Annotated in this window: 15 protein-coding genes and 1 tRNA gene; 6 read left to right on the top strand and 10 right to left on the bottom strand. The window is 59.4% G+C overall.

Features of this window, described 5'->3' with window-relative positions; genetic code table 11:
- Window positions 1–2: 2 nt before the first annotated feature.
- Both ACSQ36_RS08985 and ACSQ36_RS08980 read left to right on the top strand, forming a co-directional pair.
- Window positions 3–872 (top strand): HvfC/BufC N-terminal domain-containing protein, encoded by an 870-nt coding sequence (locus tag ACSQ36_RS08985; protein ID WP_436181652.1) that lies wholly within the window; start codon window positions 3–5, stop codon window positions 870–872.
- Entirely contained in the window at window positions 869–1,369 is a 501-nt protein-coding gene (locus tag ACSQ36_RS08980; protein WP_436181651.1) for a DoxX family protein, read from the top strand. The genes ACSQ36_RS08985 and ACSQ36_RS08980 overlap by 4 nt, the downstream gene beginning before the upstream one ends.
- Window positions 1,370–1,684: 315 nt before the next feature.
- Here ACSQ36_RS08980 and ACSQ36_RS08975 read toward each other — a convergent pair whose 3' ends face one another.
- From ACSQ36_RS08975 to ACSQ36_RS08950, 6 genes are all read right to left on the bottom strand, one after another.
- On the bottom strand, window positions 1,685–2,650 hold the full coding sequence (locus tag ACSQ36_RS08975; protein WP_436181650.1) for a helix-turn-helix domain-containing protein: 966 nt from the start codon (window positions 2,648–2,650) through the stop codon (window positions 1,685–1,687).
- Between the two features lie 227 nt (window positions 2,651–2,877).
- Window positions 2,878–3,024, bottom strand: a complete 147-nt coding sequence (locus tag ACSQ36_RS08970) for a hypothetical protein (RefSeq protein ID WP_436181649.1) — start codon at window positions 3,022–3,024, stop codon at window positions 2,878–2,880.
- 266 nt (window positions 3,025–3,290) lie between these two features.
- A complete protein-coding gene (locus ACSQ36_RS08965; RefSeq protein WP_436181648.1) occupies window positions 3,291–4,778 on the bottom strand; it encodes an MdtP family multidrug efflux transporter outer membrane subunit in 1,488 nt (495 codons plus the stop codon).
- On the bottom strand, window positions 4,771–6,912 hold the full coding sequence (locus tag ACSQ36_RS08960; RefSeq protein ID WP_436181647.1) for an FUSC family protein: 2,142 nt from the start codon (window positions 6,910–6,912) through the stop codon (window positions 4,771–4,773). The genes ACSQ36_RS08965 and ACSQ36_RS08960 overlap by 8 nt, the downstream gene beginning before the upstream one ends.
- Window positions 6,913–6,921: 9 nt before the next feature.
- A complete protein-coding gene (gene mdtN / locus ACSQ36_RS08955; protein ID WP_436181646.1) occupies window positions 6,922–8,004 on the bottom strand; it encodes a multidrug transporter subunit MdtN in 1,083 nt (360 codons plus the stop codon).
- 13 nt (window positions 8,005–8,017) lie between these two features.
- Window positions 8,018–8,284, bottom strand: coding sequence for a YtcA family lipoprotein (locus ACSQ36_RS08950; RefSeq protein WP_213763960.1), 267 nt, complete (start codon window positions 8,282–8,284; stop codon window positions 8,018–8,020).
- A 95-nt stretch (window positions 8,285–8,379) separates the two neighbouring features.
- Between ACSQ36_RS08950 and ACSQ36_RS08945 the strand changes: the two genes are divergently transcribed.
- Both ACSQ36_RS08945 and ACSQ36_RS08940 read left to right on the top strand, forming a co-directional pair.
- Window positions 8,380–8,697 carry a hypothetical protein gene (locus tag ACSQ36_RS08945; RefSeq protein WP_436181645.1) on the top strand — a complete coding sequence of 106 codons (318 nt, stop codon included), beginning with the start codon at window positions 8,380–8,382 and terminating at the stop codon, window positions 8,695–8,697.
- Window positions 8,698–8,764: 67 nt separating this feature from the next.
- On the top strand, window positions 8,765–10,318 hold the full coding sequence (locus ACSQ36_RS08940; protein WP_436181644.1) for a mechanosensitive ion channel family protein: 1,554 nt from the start codon (window positions 8,765–8,767) through the stop codon (window positions 10,316–10,318).
- Between the two features lie 409 nt (window positions 10,319–10,727).
- Here the strand turns inward: ACSQ36_RS08940 and ACSQ36_RS08935 are convergent, their stop codons facing one another.
- The gene (locus tag ACSQ36_RS08935; RefSeq protein WP_213763962.1) at window positions 10,728–11,210 is read right to left on the bottom strand and encodes a GNAT family N-acetyltransferase; all 483 of its coding nucleotides are present in this window, start codon (window positions 11,208–11,210) and stop codon (window positions 10,728–10,730) included.
- Between the two features lie 445 nt (window positions 11,211–11,655).
- Between ACSQ36_RS08935 and ACSQ36_RS08930 the strand changes: the two genes are divergently transcribed.
- The gene (locus ACSQ36_RS08930) at window positions 11,656–12,750 is read left to right on the top strand and encodes a sensor histidine kinase (protein WP_436181643.1); all 1,095 of its coding nucleotides are present in this window, start codon (window positions 11,656–11,658) and stop codon (window positions 12,748–12,750) included.
- A complete protein-coding gene (locus tag ACSQ36_RS08925) occupies window positions 12,747–13,568 on the top strand; it encodes a LytR/AlgR family response regulator transcription factor (protein ID WP_436181642.1) in 822 nt (273 codons plus the stop codon). Before ACSQ36_RS08930 ends, ACSQ36_RS08925 begins: the two co-directional genes overlap by 4 nt.
- 1,467 nt (window positions 13,569–15,035) lie before the next feature.
- On the opposite strand, the gene ACSQ36_RS08920 is transcribed toward ACSQ36_RS08925, so the two are convergent.
- From ACSQ36_RS08920 to lon, 3 genes are all read right to left on the bottom strand, one after another.
- Window positions 15,036–15,111 (bottom strand) — tRNA-Val (locus ACSQ36_RS08920).
- Between the two features lie 120 nt (window positions 15,112–15,231).
- Window positions 15,232–15,504: an HU family DNA-binding protein gene (locus ACSQ36_RS08915; RefSeq protein WP_213763967.1), complete on the bottom strand. Its 273-nt coding sequence runs from the start codon at window positions 15,502–15,504 to the stop codon at window positions 15,232–15,234.
- A 297-nt stretch (window positions 15,505–15,801) separates the two neighbouring features.
- Window positions 15,802–18,225 carry an endopeptidase La gene (gene lon, locus ACSQ36_RS08910; RefSeq protein ID WP_213763968.1) on the bottom strand — a complete coding sequence of 808 codons (2,424 nt, stop codon included), beginning with the start codon at window positions 18,223–18,225 and terminating at the stop codon, window positions 15,802–15,804.
- Window positions 18,226–18,316: the final 91 nt, after the last annotated feature.

Genomic DNA, 18,316 nt, shown 5'->3' with positions numbered 1-18,316 from the left:
CAATGGCCCGCGAGAAAACACTTCAAGTGTCCGCCAGACCGTTGGACGGCAGAGCTGGCTTGAATGCTGATTGCCTGTGCGAACGGCAGAGGAACTTCGCTGCGGCGATATTGGATCCCAACATGCCTGTCCCTCGCGGTCTGATCGGCCCAGATCGGGAACCCAGCGAAAAACGCTTCAACGTGTATCGGAACAATGTCGTAGCGGGTCTCGTCGAGGCGCTGAAGGCGGCCTATCCCGCTGTGTGCCGCATCGTCGGCCACGACTTCTTCGCGGCGATGGCCCGCGTCTACGTCGCGCTCGAACCACCGAGGTCTCCTGTCATGCTTGACTACGGCGAAACGTTCCCGGATTTCATCGAAAGGTTTGAGCCCGCGAAGAGCGTGCCGTATCTGCGTGATGTCGCCCGACTGGAGCGCGCATGGGTGGACGCGTATCACGCCGCAGAGGCGCCCCCGGCCGACCCCGCCCTGCTTGCCACGATCGATTCCCGAAGCCTTCCGCAGATTGGTTTTATGCTGCATCCCACGGTACGCGTAGTACGGTCGTCTTTTCCCGTCGTCCAGATATGGCTGATGAATATCGATGCGGGTGAGCCTGCTGCAATCGACATCTCCAGCGGCGGCGAGAATGCTCTTGTCGTACGCCCCATTGCCGAGGTCGAGGTTCGCCGACTGCCTGCTGGCGCAGCGACTTTCGTCATAGGCCTCGCGGCCGGAGCGTCGGTGGCCGATGCGACGGCTCTCGCATTCGACGAGGATGGCGATTTCGACCTGGCCGGCGCACTTCAAGATCTATTCGCGATCAATATGATCGTCGGATGGAACGTGAGAGAAGGTTCTGAGTTCAGCCCGATTGCGAGGGTCGCATGAGTCAGGTTCACGTCCGGACGAAAGGCCGTTTCACACTGCTGATTCGCGCGGCTCTGGAGAAAATCCAGGCGCTCGGGTCAGTACTCGCTCCGCCAATGATGCGGATTGCTATCGCGCTTCCGTTCTTCCGGTCTGGTCTTACTCGATGGGACGGTTTCCTGTCCATCTCGCCGGCAACGCTCTTCCTGTTCGAGAATCAATTCAAAGTTCACCTCTTCGGCGGAGCCTACGGTTTTCCAGCGCCTGACACGGTTGCACTTATAGTTGCCATCGCGGAAATAACGCTGCCCGTTTTGCTCGTTCTGGGATTCGCGACCAGGTTCGCGGCACTTGCCCTGCTGGTCATGACAGGGGTGATTCAATTGGTGTTCCCCGACGGCTGGGCGAATTTCCATCTGTATTGGGCGTCGCTCGCGGTCGGGATAATGGCGCTCGGTCCAGGACCTCTGTCGCTGGATCGCTTGATAAAACGCTGGTTATATGCACAGGATATCTGACTTAACCGCAATGTCGTTGGAGCTGTCAGTTTCCGTGGTGATGTTTCATTAAGTTAATAAGTTATCCAAATTATTGATCGCGTTTACAATTTTCCAGAGGAAAACAACGGACACGCCGAGGGCACGGAGGCGCAACTTTTTTTCGATTTCGTCGATCTGCAAGCTGCACCTTGCGCCGCTCCCTGTATGGCGGCGAAAATTCGATCTGTTCACGATAGTGTGCGATGCGCCGCGCACCGGCCTGCGAGAAAAGGTCGGCTTATTCCTTCTCCTCCCCCGTTTCACGAAGGGCACGCTCTACGACAATAATCGCCGTTATTGCCGACCCTTGCCGTTCGACTGCGCCGTTCGCAGCCCTGAACGCCGTCGCCCCTGTTCGCGCGCGAAGACTGCGGGGGTGCACCCGACATGACGATGAAATCGTCGGGTGAAATGGCTTTGGTCGACAAAGCCCACCACCAACGCAATCTCCGCGAGCGGCAGGTCGGTGTCGGTAATCAGCGATTGAGCCCGGCGGATTCGACACTGCTCCACAAAGCTGATGGCCGTGCTACCGGTGCTGCGTTTGAACAAACGGCTGAAATGAAACCGGCTCACGTTCACGACCGACGCCAGATCTTCAAGGCTGATTGTCCGGCCCAGATTGTCTTCGATAAATTCAGTCAATCGGACAATTTCGAGCTTGCCAAGCGCACGCTCCGGCGAGCACTCCACCGCCTCGAATACGTTGTAGCTCCGCAGCATGTGGGCTGCCAGGGCTGTCGATATTGCATCGGCGATCAACACCTGGACCGGGTGCGCTTGCCTGTCCATTTCCATAAGCAGCGTCTGCGCGAGCCGCTCGATCATAGGATCGCGCACTTGAAACACATTGCGGATTTCCACCTGGCCTTTTCGTTGGCCCAACTGCTCCGCCGCGCACGCGACAAGCGATGTCGGAATGCGTAGCCTTGCGGACAATCCTGAATCCCCCTCCCACGTCGAGTCGTAACCGGCGGGCATGATGTAGGAGGTGCCGGCCGTGATGACGCTCGCATGAATGGCTCCGGCGCGGGTCTGAACCAGCTTGGCGCTTCCCGAGGGGCAATAACAGATCAGGTGATGGTCGAGACCCGCGTAGCTTTCGGCGCAACCGAAGTAGGGCCGATGAAGATCGGCCGTCAAGCCATTCCAACCGCGCTCGCGGGTGGTTGCAATCGGCCGCTGGGGCCGCGCGTTCAGTATCTCGTCAATGGAGATCAATTTCGCACGGCATGGCGATGACTGGACGCTCTGAGCCATGGCTTTATTTGCGGGCGATGGGTCGCAAATGCCGTCTCCCGGCCGCGGAAGTTTTTCCATGGCAACTGGCCCCTACTCCCAAGGACTGTCGCCCCGCTGCCCTGTCCGATGTGAAGCTGGTGATCATTAGCGCCCCCCTTAATCCGCTACTCCGTTAGCCACGTCTGTCAGCCACGCCGAACACGCCAAACTCCAGTTTCCTGCAACGACCCCACTATTTTATTCTGTCACAAGTTACGGATTTCTGAATTCGACCAAACATGCTCACGGTCGATCAGGCCAAGCGCGACCACCTTCAGGTTGGAGCCGGCCTTGACGAACTCGACGTCGTATTTCCGCTGCGCTATAGGCTTTCCCCGAAGATTGATATACACCAACGACCCCATCCCGTTGATCGATAGCGCGAGGAAACGAAGGAAAGACTGGGCGGTTCACACGGCATGTGCGTGGTCAATGCATATCAGGTCAACCAGGACCTGCCGGCCTTTCTGGAAAGCTGACCGTCGCGAAACTGCGGCGGTGTTCTACATCGCCGCCGCGGCAATTGCCGACCGAAGGTGACGGTCGAACCGTGACACGGGTGGCTCAGATTGTCGCCAGAACCAGATTCTGGACCCTTTTCTTGCCGACGCACGCGCATTCAGCGCGGCGTCAACGCAACGCCCGGATCGCTTTTATATCCGCCGCCCAGAGCCTTGGTCAGCGTGATTTCTCCGCTCAGTTGCTGGCCGGTAATCTTAAGCAGCGCGAGCCGCTCCTCGATCAAGGGCTCGCGCGCTTGCGTCGCGGTAAACCGGCTACCCAAGCCACTGCGGTAATGCCCCTCAGCACTCTGCGACGCAAAGGAAACAGCCTGCGTCTTCTGCGTCTGGAGCTCAGCTTCCGTGTCCAGGTCCTGCAACCGGCTGCCCGTCGCCGCGACGTCGCGAACTGCGTTAAGCACGGCTTCATTGTATTGCTCGATGAGCGTATTGCTCGCAGTGCGCGCGCCACCGAGGTTCGCGTTGAGACGACCGCCATCGAAAATAGGTAAATAAAGACCGGGAATCAGATTGATCTGCTGACTCGCATGCGTGAACAGGTCCGCCAAATGTAGCGCGTTGACGCCGAAAAACGCCTTGATATCGAAACTTGGATAGAACGCCGCTTTTGCCGCGTCGATACGATCGAACGAGGCCTGCACATACCAGCGCATCGCCTGCAAATCCGGACGCCGCGCCAGCAGCTCGTACGAAAGCGTGGACGGCAAACCCGCCTGCAATGGCGGCAGAGGCACCGGCTGGATCACGGGCAGATCGTCCGCGCCGGCTCCAATCAACGCTCGCAACGATTCACGAAACTGCTTGATCTGCCCTTGCGCCACGACGATCTGTTGTTGCACGGCCAGCAATCCCGCGCGCGCCTCCTGAGTCTGGGTCTGCGGTTCAAGTCCACGGGCCGCTCGCGCCTGATGCGTCTCGACGGCGAATGCCGCGACCTCACGCGATTGCCCCAGTAAATCGATGACCTGATACGTGGTCTGGATTCCGTAGTACAACTGGGCAACGTCCGTGGAGATTTCCAGTTCGATCGCGGCCAGCTCGGCAAGCCGCGCATTGTGTACGCCCAACGACGCGGCCACCTGGGCGCGCTGCTTCCCCCACAGATCGACGTCGAGGCTCGCGCCAAGGCCAACGATCCCGGAGGTGTACCACGGCCCGGTGAAACCCTCCGCCGGTACGTTCAACGCGAACGGCCCGAGAAAACCATTTCCCGAGACGTGCTCACGATCGATCGCACCGAGCGCCGTCACCTGCAGATTCGTACCCGCCTTGACCAGTTCGACATCCGACTGCGCCTGCGCCACCCGCCCTCGCGCAATCAACATGGTCGGTGCATCGGCCAACGCGCGCTCGATCAGGCCGTTGAGCTGCGGATCGCCGTACGCGGTCCACCAGCGCGCGGACGGCCAGCCGTCGCGCGCCAGATGGATGTCGTCGGCGAGACGGATCTGTTCGGGCCTGATCGCGTCGATCGGCTTGCCGTCGTGGTGAATCAGCGCACAGCCGGCGAGTCCGCCACTGATTAACGCAGTCAGTACGGCGCGGCGGAGAAACAACGGTGGAGTGAAGCGCTCTCGCTTAATCATTCTGATGAGACTCACGCGGAACCACGGGAGCGGAATCCGGGGCACGCCAGTCCGGCAGCCCCGACAACTGATCAATGAGGGTGCGTGCGCAAACCGCAGGCTGTGTGTGGTAAAGGTCAGCGTCTGCGGCGCCCTGGTCGATGTCGCGCAAACCCGGCTGCTCCAGCAGGCCCAGCGAGAGCCGAGGCAGCGCCTGCGCGGCCGGCGGATTGGCGCTGAGATCGTCCGCGTAAGCAGCTAGCCGGGCGGCAGCCTGCTCCTGAATGGCGCGCGCGGCATCGCGAACTTCACTGCGCATCAATGCAGCCTGAGCGCTCACCGCATTGTGAAGCGCATTACCGGCCAGCATGATTTCACGCCCTTGGGCCAGAACCGTTTGCGCCCGCAGCGTCAATTGCGCATGCACGCCCTCCTGCCAGTTCGGCTCTACCGCAACCCGCGCCAGCACAGCCTCGCAATCGGCGAGCGCGGCCCACGTCTGCAATTGTTGCTGGGCATACGGCAACTCCGCTGGCGGTGCACCATCGGCAAGATTCGCGCGCAGGAGCACGCTCACCGAGCGCAGCATCGTTGCCAGCTTTTGCCGCAGTACGTCGCCCTCGCCTTCACGCCAGAATGACATCTGGACCAGCGTCGAAACACCCACACCCAACAGGATCCCGACCATGCGATCGCGAATCTCGGTGAGATTGCTGGTCGGTCCGAACTTTTCGAGCAGCGCCAGCGAGAAGGTGAACGCGATCTGCACCCCGGCGTAGCTGATGCGCTCCGATCCGGCCGACACCCATGCACCCAGCGCGATGACCGGCAACGACATCAACAGCAAGCCAACGATGCTGTCCAGATGGGGAATCACGAACACCACCATGAAGAGCGCCAAGCCGCTGCCGACCAGCGCACCGCCGATCCGCAATATCGCGCGCTGTGTCGATGCACCCAGGCTCGGCAACGCAATGATCAGGCAGGTCAGCATGATCGTGTGAATGCCTTGCCAGTCCGTGGCGTTGTAGAAGACATAACACACCAGCACTGCCAGCAGCGTCTTCAGCGAAAAGCGCACATACGCAGGATTGCTGAAGGCGTCGGGTACGACCATCGGTTCCTTGGCGGCCGTACCGTCACCGGAACCGGCGCGTGCGGCAAGGTCGTCGAATGCGTTCAGCGCGCGTTGCATTTCTGCCGCAGCGCCGTGGGGACTTACAACGTCGCCGGGCGCAAGCGTCGCCCGATGTACCGCGCGGTACGCTTGATCTGCGGCAATGGCCCCGTCGAGCGCACGGCAATTCTCGCGCAGTTCATACAGTGCGCCCCGCGCGGCCACGGATACCTCTGACGGGTCTGACGGCAGTTCGCGGGCCGCACCATACAGGCGCGACACCGTGGCAATGCAGGCCAGTTGGTACGTGCTTTCCTCGCGATAGCGAGCGTCACGCATCGCAGTGAATTTGAGCAACTTCTGCAGCGCCAGCGAGCCTTGCTGAACCGCCATCGGCGTGACGGGTTCGGGCGCCGGACCGCCGTCGAGCAGGTGCGAAAGACGCGCGTCGACCGCGGTGAGTTGCCGGTGCATTTCCGCCTTCAATTGAAGTTGCGGTTCGGCTGGCAAGAAGAAGGTATTGATCACCAGCGTCAGCACGATCGAATAGTTGACCGCCACCCATACCCAAAGCACGCCGCGGATCAATAGCTCGGCCTCATCCGTCTGGTCGACGAAGCTCTGCACGTAGATAATGACGATCGCGACGATAAAAAACACGATGCCGATCTTCAGGATACGCATCAGGTACACGCTGCCGAAGAACAACAGGCTCGCCGCGACAATGCGCATCAGCGGATAATCAAACGTAAATTTCAATAGCAGGATCGAGAGGCCGATCGCCATCGTCGAACCGAGCATAAACATGATGCCCACCAGCCGTGTGATCACGACATTCGACTGCGTGACGTAAAACACGACCAGCAGCGAAAGTGCCAGCAAGGGGACTTCAAGCGTCATCGACGTGACAATGACAATGGCGCTTGCCAGCACGCAACGCAGCATCACGTTGGTGCGCCCCGGATAGGCTGCGAGTTGGCCGCGCAAAAAGCGGTGCGCGTCGACGAGGCTGCCGGGCAGATAGTCGGTCGCGTTCATATCGACGTCTCAGTTGGCCTGGCCATGAGCCTGCCCGTCGTTGCCGCGCGCGGGCACGGCGTCGGGTTGCAGCACGGCAACCGCCGACGTGCCGATGCGGAACAGTTCCGGATCGGGTCGCTCAATCAGAATCTTGACCGGGAAGCGTTGCGATACGTGTACCCAGTTGAGGGTGCGCTCGATGCGCGGCAAACCGCCCGGCAATGCGAGGCCACCTTCGTCCGGCGAGACGCCGTAGCTGATCGAGTCAACGGCGCCGTGAAAACGCCGGCCCGTATCGCTCAGCAGATAAACCGTAGCGGGCGTGCCGGCGCGAATATGCGTGAGCTCGGTCTCGCGGAAATTCGCCACCACGTACCAGTGCCGCGTATCGATCAGCGTGAAGACCGGTTTGAGTGAGGACGCGAACTGCCCGGTGGAGGACTTCAGCGAGACGACCCGCCCGTCGAACGGCGCGCGCACTGTCGTGTATTCGATGTTCAATTCAGCGAGCGATATCTCGGCCAGCGCGACAGCGCGTTGCGCGACCAGCGCATCGACCCCGCTGACAGCCGCCGCGGCCTGCTGCGCCTGCAGTTGCGTCGCGCTCAGTTGCGCCTGGGCGGCGCGCTGCGCGGTGCGCGCCCGGTCGACATCCTCGGCGGACACATAACCTTGCGACAACAGCGGCTCAGTGCGGCGCAACGTGTCGCCAGCCTGGGTGGCCGCAGCCCGCGCACCCTCGACCGCTGCCCGCACCGACTCGGCGTTGTACTGCTGCGCATTGACGCTGCGCTGCGTCAATGCGATCTGCTTGTCGAGCGCAACCAGCGTTGCCTGGCCACGCGCCAGTGCGTCCTGGTAGGGTCGCGGATCGATCTGGAACAGCAGGTCACCCTGCTTGACGGCCTGGTTGTCACGCACTGCCAACTGGACGATGCGCCCGCTGACCTCGGGCACCACGTCGATGGTATCGGCGTACGCGTAGGCGTCGTCGGTGCGCGGCGACCTGTCCAGCATCCAGATCACGAGGATCAGCACCAGCAGCGTCACCAGCACCAGAACGATGGCGGGCCATATCTTGCGCGGTGGCTTGTTTGCACTTGTTGTCATGGCTTCACCCCGCTCAATGTTGGAAAAAGATCAACCAGACAACGAGCGCGAGCAACGTGACCAGCGCCGGATAGACCAGCGCCGGCGGCCCGAACCAGAGGCCACGGTGAGTGCGTTGCACGATGACATGAAATATGATTGTAAGAACTACGCCGGCGATGATGCAGAACAGCCAGTCAGGGAAGTACGCACCGAGCACGTTGACCGACGGCGACCGGGAGCAACCAGTCACGTACATGCTCACAAGTACCGCAGTGGCCACAGTGCCGGACGACCTCATTGCATGTTCTCCCTGATGAGCGTTGGATGCGTGTGGCGGCTCGAACATAGCGTTCGCCGTTGCGGCTCAGCGCTTTGCGCGTTGAGCACGCTATCATGCGCGATCCGGACGGAGGAACAAAAAAAACCATCACGACTTTCACCGGCAGCTTCTGCTGGCTTAGCGTGGCGTTCGCCTCGGTCGTCGATACCTTCGACATGACAAATCTCCTGGAAAGCAGATTAACCCGCAAGGCGGTCACGCAACGCGACATGATGATCTTTTGCGCTCGCAACCTCAACTGCCGCGACGTCTTAGCTTACCCGTTAAAAGTCATAAAATCGACTTGTCGAGCTCAGACAAATATCGCGAGATCGACTCGCTGGGGACGGTCGTTTCCTTCGATGCAGACCGATATTCTGCGAACCGCATGAAACAAGCGCAAGGCCAATCGATTTTTTGAAAGCTTCCAGACCGGGCACGTCATGGAGTCGCGGACACTTGTTCGACAATGTTGGCAAGCGCCACGACGCTCTCGTTCGCCACGGGTACACTGGCATCGGTATCCCATCGAGAATGGACAAAATGGCCCCGACAGTTATTCCGGCAGTGATCCTGATCGTCATAACGATCGCCGCGTCAATGAGCCTGAGGCATTGGTCAAGGCGAATTCGTGCTGGCTTTGACTTTATCTGTTTCGTCATCCTTAGTATTTACCTGGATCGGCAAGACGTGTTTCCGATCTTTGCTGCGCCACATGGGCACCTGAGCTCAGGGGAAATAGCGATCCGCTTCGTTGGAGGAGCGTGGTGGGTACTTGGCGCGCGGCTTGTAGTCTCCCTGCTTTGGTTCGCCTTACATAGAGACCAGCGTTCCCGGGAAGCACGTCTTTTCTCCGATCTGACAGCAACGGCCATCTATATTGTCACCGGTATCGTGGTGATGGATTCTGTGTTTGCGTTGTCCGTCACAGGCGTGGTGGCCACTTCCGGCGTCGTCGCGATCTTCATTGGTTTGGCGCTGCAAAACACATTGGCCGATGTCTTCGCGGGTATCGCCGTCGGCATAGAAGCGCCGTTCAGCGTCGACGACAGGGTCAAGATCGGCGACATGCTGGAAGGACAGATTGTCCAGGTCAATTGGCGCTCGATTCGAATCCACACCGACGACGACGATATTGTCACCATCCCGAACAGCATCGTCGCCAAAGCCGAGATTATCAACCGGAGCTACCCGAGTTTGCGGCGTGCGGCGTCAGTTGACGTATGGTGCCCGGCGAGCGCATTGCCTGAGCGGGTCATCGAAACGCTCCTGAATGCCACGCTGCTGTGTCCGGACATTTTGCACAAGCCTGCGCCCGGCGCTGTCATGGTTCAGTTCGGCCGCAGGAACACGCTATATCGAGTGTCGTTTCATGTAGCGGGCACCCTATCAATTGCTTCGACGAAAGATACGCTGCTCAGGGCGGCAAGGCGGCAATTGCTCTATGCCGGATTTCTTGACGAAGTCGTGCCCATGACGGCGCCTCGCGACCCGTCATCTAATGCTGTCATGACAATGCCGCACAAGCTGCTGCGAGACTTGCTTTTGTTCGAGTCCCTTACTGACGCGCAAGTTGAAAAACTGGCGGAAAAACTTATCCCACGTCATCTGGAGCCTAACGAAAAATTGTTCACCGAAGCAGAGGTCGAAACTTCACTGAATGTAATCGCCTCTGGCATTATCGAAATAACAAGAGAGGAAAAAGGCAACCGTGAGACGATCGGTTGCATTGGTGCAGGGGAATATGTTGGCGAAATAGGCCTGCTCACCGGCACTCCTCATGCGGCAACCGCAACGGCTCGTACGCATTGTCAGGTCTACAAGCTGCCGCACGAAGCGATTGCGCCCTTGATGAAAACCGATGACGGATTGCTGGTCGCTTTGGACAAGTCGGCCCGAAGGGGACTCGACATGCTGCATCGGAACGTAGCCGCTCGTGCGACACGAGATATCGGTGCGCCTGGACAACTTCTTTCCCGCATACGGAAATTTTTTGGACTGACGGCTTTTTGATGACATGCGGCGCGAAGTCGCCACGCGCCGCGCTGGATTTATGAGGCAACTGGCCGCCTCCTATTTCAATCTCGACCGTGAGATTCCCGTCGCCCTGTCGGGAGTCGCAGAGCGATTCTGCGGTTCCGCAATGTCAGCGTCGATTGAAGCCACCTACACCGGGATCAGCGTTTTCTTTGAGACGGATTTCGCTATTCACTCATGGGACCCGCGACCAGGTGATCCCATTTCAGTGCTCCACCCTGATTGCTGCGATGCCTGTCAGAAATTCGACGAAAAAAGTTTATCCCGGCGCATCTCATGGATTACGCATTCTGTCTACGGAACAGATTAGTGCCGATATATATGCTTTCCTAGCCGACTAGTCTGCAGGCGGATTCAGCATGAGACCCCACTGCTACTAATCTGCCTATCCCGTTACGAGCGGCACCGTTGCTGTTGGATTGCCCACCAGATACTCGTAGTGACGGTAACCGCCATTGTCGTGCGTATAGACAAAGCCTGCGCCTTCATAGAGCGCCCGGGCTGGATTGTCCGGCTTCACACCAAGCGTAAGCGTGGCGAAACCCTGCGCGCGTGCGTCGGCTACGAATTCGGCCAGGAGTCGTCGACCGAGTCCGACGCCGCGCCTGTCACGCAGGACGTAAATCGACGCGAGGACGGCGACGTTACCCTGGGTCTCCCAGAAGCAATACCCTGTAACCTCCTCACCGGATTGCGCAATGAACATGCGGTCGAGATCGTTGGTCCATTGCTTGATGTGCCAATACAATCCATCCCTCCAGCGCCCCTCCTGTTCTGGCTCGATCTGCCGAATATAGTCGAGTTCGCCGGCATATATCGCCGGAAGGTCAGTGGCATGGGCGCGACGAATCGAATGAATGTCTGTCATCGTTTATGGAAAGGTGCAGAAAGTTAAGTACGCTCGCACCATCGTATTCAAGCCGCTTACTGATGGTGTGCCGCGTGTTGAGATTGCATTGTCGCCCGCTTCCGGTTGAATTCACAAGGCGACGGCGCGTTCCGGTGATGCTCATCTTGGGCGACACGGGCCTATGCCGCTATCGGCTTCCGACAGAATGACAATGGCTGTCGCGGAACGTCGCAATGGCGGCGTGAAGTGGCCGACCCTGTCGCCGCATGGCAGGCATATAGCTCCTTCCGGCCTGCTGTGCAACCACACACGGCATTTCGCCGTCCATGCGCGTCGCACCGTTGTGCCGGCGTTCCGCGCCCGGAAACGGCCGTTCGTCGCAGTCCGCTTGAGATAACCGCGCCCAGGCATCACCATTGGCGCCTCAACGTACAATCGTCTCGATCTGCCCAGGAAACACACCATGCCCCCTTTCACACTATCCCTGCTTCAGCCGTTCTGGCGAAGGCTGCGGATCTATGCCCTGACCACGGTCGGCTGCGCGTGGTTGTACAGCACGATCTATCAGGAATCGTTCGCGCGTGATCTGGTCTATGCGGCGTGCGTTGTGGCCATCGTCCAGTGCCTCGTGGCAGGCGGGCGCTACACGCTCGCGTACCAGCGGCGGCGGCAGGGACGCAACGACGCCGACGGCTTGCAAAAGTGGCCAGGCTGGCAATGGATGCTGCCGTGGATGGTCGTGAGCGTGGTGATTGGCTACTTCGCCGGCATTCGTATCGGCGATATCCTGCTCGGGATTCGCTATACCCCGATCACAGCGGCACATAACGCACACACGATGATAATCAGCATCAGCGTGGCGTTGATGCCAACCGGCTTCCTGACCTACGTGTTCTATACGCGCAACCGGATGGCGGCAATCGAGTTGCGAGCCGAAACCGCACAACGGACAGCTGCGGAAAGTCAGCTCAAGCTGCTCGAGTCGCAGCTCGAACCTCACATGCTTTTCAACACACTGGCGAATCTGCGTGTGCTGATCGGGCATGATTCACTGCGCGCACAGGGAATGCTCGATCACCTGATTGGATTCCTGCGCTCAACGCTCGCCGCGTCGCGCACGGGGTCTCATACGCTAGCGGAGGAATTCGCGCGTATCTCGGACTATCTCGCGCTGATGCAGATCCGGATGGGCCCGCGCCTGAAGATTCAGCTCGATCTCCCCGAGCCGTTGTCGGCGTACCAGGTGCCACCGTTGCTGCTGCAACCGTTGGTGGAAAACGCCATCAAGCACGGACTCGAACCGAAGGTCAGCGGCGGACGCGTGCTCGTGACCGCCGAGCGTCAGGCCGGCCATCTGGTGTTGACTGTCCGTGACACGGGCGTCGGCCTCGACGCGCAAGCACACCATGGCGCCCGCTTCGGACTGCCACAGGTGCGCGAGCGCCTCTTCACGCTGTATGGCGAGGCCGGCTCGCTGGCGCTGCAACCAGCGCCAAACAACGATGGCGGCACGCTTGCCGTTATCACGCTGCCATGTTCAAGGAGCAATGAAAAATGAAAACGACTGCACTGATCGCAGAAGACGAAGCGCTGCTGGCCGCCAACCTGCAATCCGAACTATTTGGTTTGTGGCCGGATCTGGAGATGGTCGCCATCGTCGGCGACGGACAGAGTGCGGCGCAAGAGGCGCTTCGATTGCAACCCGACGTGCTTTTCCTCGATATCCGCATGCCCGGCATGACCGGGCTCGAATGTGCAGAGGCGCTTGCCGAAGAATGGCCCGAAGGCGGCAAGCCGTTTCCGCTGATCGTATTCGTCACGGCCTACGACGAATACGCGGTTCAAGCCTTCGAACGCGCAGCCTTCGACTACGTGCTCAAGCCCGTGCAAACGCCCCGGCTCGAACAAACCTGTACGCGCCTGAAAGAGCGTCTGAAAGAACGACTGCCCGACAGCAACGTGCCCGCATCGCTGGGCGGTATTGTTATCCAGATGCGCGAACTGCTCGCCGCCGGCAGCCCGCTGACAGGACATGCCGCACAGGACAGCGCGCCGCTGCGGATCATTCAGGCGAGCGTGGGCAACACCATTTCGATGGTGCCCGTCGATGATGTCCTGTACTTGGAGGCGGCCGACAAATACGTGCGTGTCGTCACGGCGGAACGCGAACACCTGGTCCGGTCCCCACTGAAGGAATTGTTGCAGCGACTCGACCCACAACGGTTCTGGCAGATCCATCGAGGTTCGGTGGTGCATTGCGATGCAATCGCCAGCGCACAACGTGACGAATCGGGCAAACTGACTTTGACGCTGCGGGAACACCCGGACCGTCTTGTCGTCAGCCGGCTTTACGCGGACCGCTTTCGCGGCTTATAGGACGTGCATGGCGGCTGGCGCGCCGCTTCCTCGTACCGGCACAAGCGACACCAGCTGCCGGTACGATAGTTCGCAGTGCGACGAAGACCTCACCGTCATCGTAAGGTCAGGCTCGCAGCCATTCCCTTGCGCCATCGAGCGAGCGAAAGTCATCGAACATGAATTGCCGGGCCATCCGGCACGCGGCCCGTGCCGGCGAGACGGTTGCCGTCGAGCTTGATCTCGCGTGGATCGACGAACAACGAAGCGAGGATGTTATCGAGCGTCATCTGTATTCTGCCTGAGAGCGTCCGCCTGTTCTTGAAAGGCTTCGGCCGGTAAGCCGGGTATCTCGTCCGGATCGGCGAACCCCAAGGCATGCCAGATATCGCGCGCGTCGTGAGAATCGCTGAAGCGCTTCAGACGCGCTTTCAGCCGCGCCTATTCGGCGCGCAGCGTGTCCAGATCGAGGCGCGCGGGTCGTTGAGCGCTGCCGCCACGGCGTCGCGAAACGCAGGGGCAGTCATCCGCGTAGGCATCGGCTCCGCCGTTGAGCGCACCGACCGTCGCCAACGCGCGATACCTGTTCGCCCGAATTGATCAACGGGAGGAACAGCAAACCGAAAACACCTCCAGGCGAATGCCGATCTTTACCAAGGTCAGTACGCTGGGCCCACGCGTGTCAGAAACGAACGGCGCGGCGCGCACGCGAACGGCGGATGTTCATCGCCTTCGGGCAGATTTGTCTAGGTGGTGTCTTGGGTCATTTGTCAGGTGCTTGGTGGACCAGTGGAACCTCACGGACTGCACGATCCAAACTTAAAATTGATTTCATAAAGTCAGAGCTTCCTGGTTAATAAGTGAAGCGGATTATTCGAATGGACAAATCAATTTGGACTGCCAATCATGAGCCAGATAAAAGAAAGGTGGCAATGGCAGCAATAAGTGGCGAGCGCACGCCAGCAAGATTGGTGCAGCAGTTTGAGGTTCATCCGAACAGATCACGGAAGGCAAGCGTCAGTTGCGGGAACGAACGGCCGGTGTGTTCAACGCAGTAGGCGCGTCCGTCACTGAGCCGCTGGTGGATCTAAGACACTGAACGCAAAGATCGGCCAATTGGCGCCGGAGAATGATTTTTTGTCGCGCGCACTCGGCAAGGTGGGCTTGCTGAGTGCAGAGAAATAATCGGTGGTGCCAGTCCCTTGTCAGGTATCCCGGCAGGTCAAGCCGGTCGGCATCAGTTGATCCAGTGGTACTACGCGCCGAGCCCGCTCAGCGCAGCAGATCTCGCGCTACTGCGCTGGATCGACGAGTTGTACGTAAAGCATCCGTTGGCTGGCGCGCGCGTTGATGTGCCTGCTCAAGCGAGAGGACATAGTGGCAGCACAAATTCCAGGCAATAAAAAACCCGCAGAGCCAATAGCCATGCGGGTTTTCGGATACTTCTCTGAGCTGCTTCAGACTACTTCGATCTTACTTGCGAAACGGTGGTGGGTGCTGACGGGCTCGAACCGCCGACCTACGCCTTGTAAGGGCGCCGCTCTACCAACTGAGCTAAGCACCCCGTTTCTCGATCTTCTTATGCGATCCTTCTCAAGCGATCTTCACACCCATTATGCAAAGTGTGTGATCCGCTCCGCCAGACTTGAAACCGTTTCAAACCGGCCCGTATCCAGCGAGTCCGCTAGTTTAGCGCATCTTTTAGCGCTTTGCCAGGGCGAAATTTCGGAACCTTCGCCGCTTTGATCTTGATCTCATCGCCGGTTCGGGGATTACGGCCGATGCGCGCCGTCCGCTTGCCCACGGCAAAGGTGCCAAAGCCGACCAGCGTCACCGAGCCGCCCTTCTTCAGGGTCGTCTTGACCCCGCCGATCAAGGCTTCGAGCGCGCGGCCGGCCGCCGCTTTGGAGATATCGGCTTGTTGCGCAATATGGTCGATCAGGTCCGTCTTGTTCATTGTGTGATCCCCCGAATAATGGTTTGTGGATGGGCGATGCTGCAAAGAGTACGTTCACGACAGGCTGCTTTAGCACGGGCCCCGGAAACCCAGGTGCGGCGGTCATTAGAAGTAGCCGAAAGACAGGTGTCAACCGGGATTGAGCCTGATTAGCGGGCCTCCGCTGGAACTCTGGCGCGCTAAAGCGCAGGGCGGACCGGTCAATAAAAAACCCCGCGAGGTCAGTTCACACTGACCTCGCGGGGTTTTGGTTCGCCGGCTCGGCGCGACCGCTTCGGGCCGCGCCTCGACGGGCGTTTAATGCTTCACGAACTCACCAGCTGCTGGCGTGTCCTTCTTTTCCGCAACAGCGGGCGTTGCCGGCTTGGCTTCTTCTTCCGGCAGCGCTGCTGGAACACGTTCGAGCGCGAGCTCAAGGACCTTGTCGATCCAGCGAACTGGAACGATTTCGATCGAGTTCTTCACGTTGTCCGGAATCTCGGCCAGATCCTTCGTGTTCTCTTCCGGGATCAGCACGAGCTTGATGCCGCCGCGATGCGCCGCCAGCAACTTCTCCTTCAATCCGCCGATAGGCAACACTTCGCCACGCAACGTGATTTCGCCGGTCATTGCCACGTCTGCACGAACCGGAATACCGGTCAATACGGACACCAGCGCTGTAGTCATTGCGATACCGGCAGACGGACCGTCCTTAGGCGTTGCGCCTTCGGGCACGTGGATGTGGATGTCCTTCTTCTCGAACGCCTCGTCCGATACACCCAGACGACGCGACCGCGAACGCACCACTGAACGCGCTGCCTCGACCGACTCCTTCATCACGTCGCCGAGCGAACCCGTGCGGATGATGTTGCCCTTGCCCGGCATCACAGCGGCTTCGATGGTCAGCAAGTCGCCGCCCACTTCCGTCCACGCGAGACCCGTCACCTGACCGACCTGGTTCTCCTTCGCGGCCAGACCGAAGTCGGTCTTGCGCACGCCGAGGAACGAGTCAATGTTGCTGCCGTCGATCCGGACCGCGCCTTCTGCCTTCTTCAGCAGAAGCATCTTCACGACCTTGCGGCAGATCTTCGACATTTCGCGCTCGAGCGACCGAACACCGGCTTCACGCGTGTAGTAACGAATGATGTCGCGGATCGCTTCTTCGGTGAGATCCATCTCGCCAGCCTTGAGGCCGTTGTTGCGGATCTGCTTCGGCAACAAGTACTTCTGCGCGATGTTGATCTTCTCGTCCTCGGTGTAACCCGAGAGGCGAATCACTTCCATCCGGTCGAGCAACGGAGGCGGAATGTTCAGCGAGTTCGACGTCGCCACGAACATCACGTCAGACAGATCGAAATCGACTTCGATGTAGTGATCGGCGAACGTATGGTTCTGTTCCGGATCGAGCACTTCAAGCAAAGCAGACGCCGGGTCGCCGCGGAAATCCATGCCCATCTTGTCGACTTCGTCGAGCAGGAAAAGCGGATTGCGCACGCCGATCTTCGACAGGCTCTGCAAGATCTTGCCGGGCATCGACCCGATGTACGTGCGACGGTGACCGCGAATCTCGGACTCGTCATGCACGCCGCCGAGCGCCATGCGCACGAACTTGCGGTTCGTTGCGCGGGCAATCGACTGGCCCAGCGAGGTCTTGCCGACGCCCGGAGGCCCGACGAGGCACAGGATAGGCGCCTTGACCTTTTCGACCCGTTGCTGGACCGCAAGATACTCAAGGATCCGTTCCTTGACCTTCTCAAGGCCAAAGTGATCTTCGTCGAGCACCCGTTCCGCATTCGAGAGGTCATTGTTGACCTTGCTCTTCTTGCGCCACGGCAGGCCGATCAGCGTATCGATGTAGTTGCGCACAACGGTAGCTTCAGCCGACATAGGCGACATCAGCTTGAGCTTCTTCAGCTCGGCGTCAGCCTTCTTCTTGGCTTCCTTGGGCATGCGTGCGTTGGTGATGCGCTTCTCGAGTTCTTCGAGATCCGCACCTTCCTCGCCTTCGCCCAATTCCTTCTGGATCGCCTTGACCTGTTCGTTCAGGTAATACTCGCGCTGGCTCTTTTCCATCTGACGCTTCACGCGTCCACGAATGCGCTTTTCGACCTGAAGAATGTCGATCTCGGCTTCGAGCTGGGCAAGCAGATGCTCAAGGCGTTCCACAACCGGAAACATCTCGAGAATGTGTTGCTTCTGGTCGAGCTTCAGCGGCAAATGCGCGGCGATGGTGTCAGCCAGGCGACCCGCTTCGTCGATACCCGACAGCGACGTCAGGATCTCAGGCGGGATCTTCTTGTTGAGTTTCACGTACTGATCGAACTGCGACACAATCGCGCGGCGCAGCGCTTCAGTTTCAGCGCTGTCGGCGTGGTCGGGTTCGAGCGGCATCACGTCGCAGGAAAACTGTGTTTCCTGTTCTTCGATCGTGAGCGTCTTGGCACGCTGCAAGCCTTCGACCAGCACCTTCACGGTACCGTCCGGCAGCTTCAGCATTTGCAGGATGTTTGCGATACATCCCACTTCGTACATGTCTTTTTCGGTCGGCTCGTCTTTCGCAGCGGTCTTCTGGGCGACAAGCATGATGTGCTTGCCCCCTTCCATCGCGGCTTCGAGTGCCTTGATCGATTTGGGTCGTCCGACAAAAAGCGGAATCACCATGTGCGGGAAAACGACTACGTCACGCAGCGGGAGCAACGGGAGAGTAATGCGTTCCTGCGGGAGGAGTTGGGTTCCTGACATTTTCATTTCCCCAGTAGTGGAATCAGTTCAGTCGTAAATAAGGCCGTCAAAATGGATTGCAAGCCTTAAGCGTGTGGGAAAAGATCAATGA

The sequence above is a fragment of the Caballeronia sp. LjRoot34 genome (assembly GCF_964253815.1).
Lineage (GTDB): Bacteria > Pseudomonadota > Gammaproteobacteria > Burkholderiales > Burkholderiaceae > Caballeronia.
The sequence above is the reverse complement of the archived record's forward strand: the minus strand, read 5'-3'. Positions and strand labels throughout refer to the sequence as shown.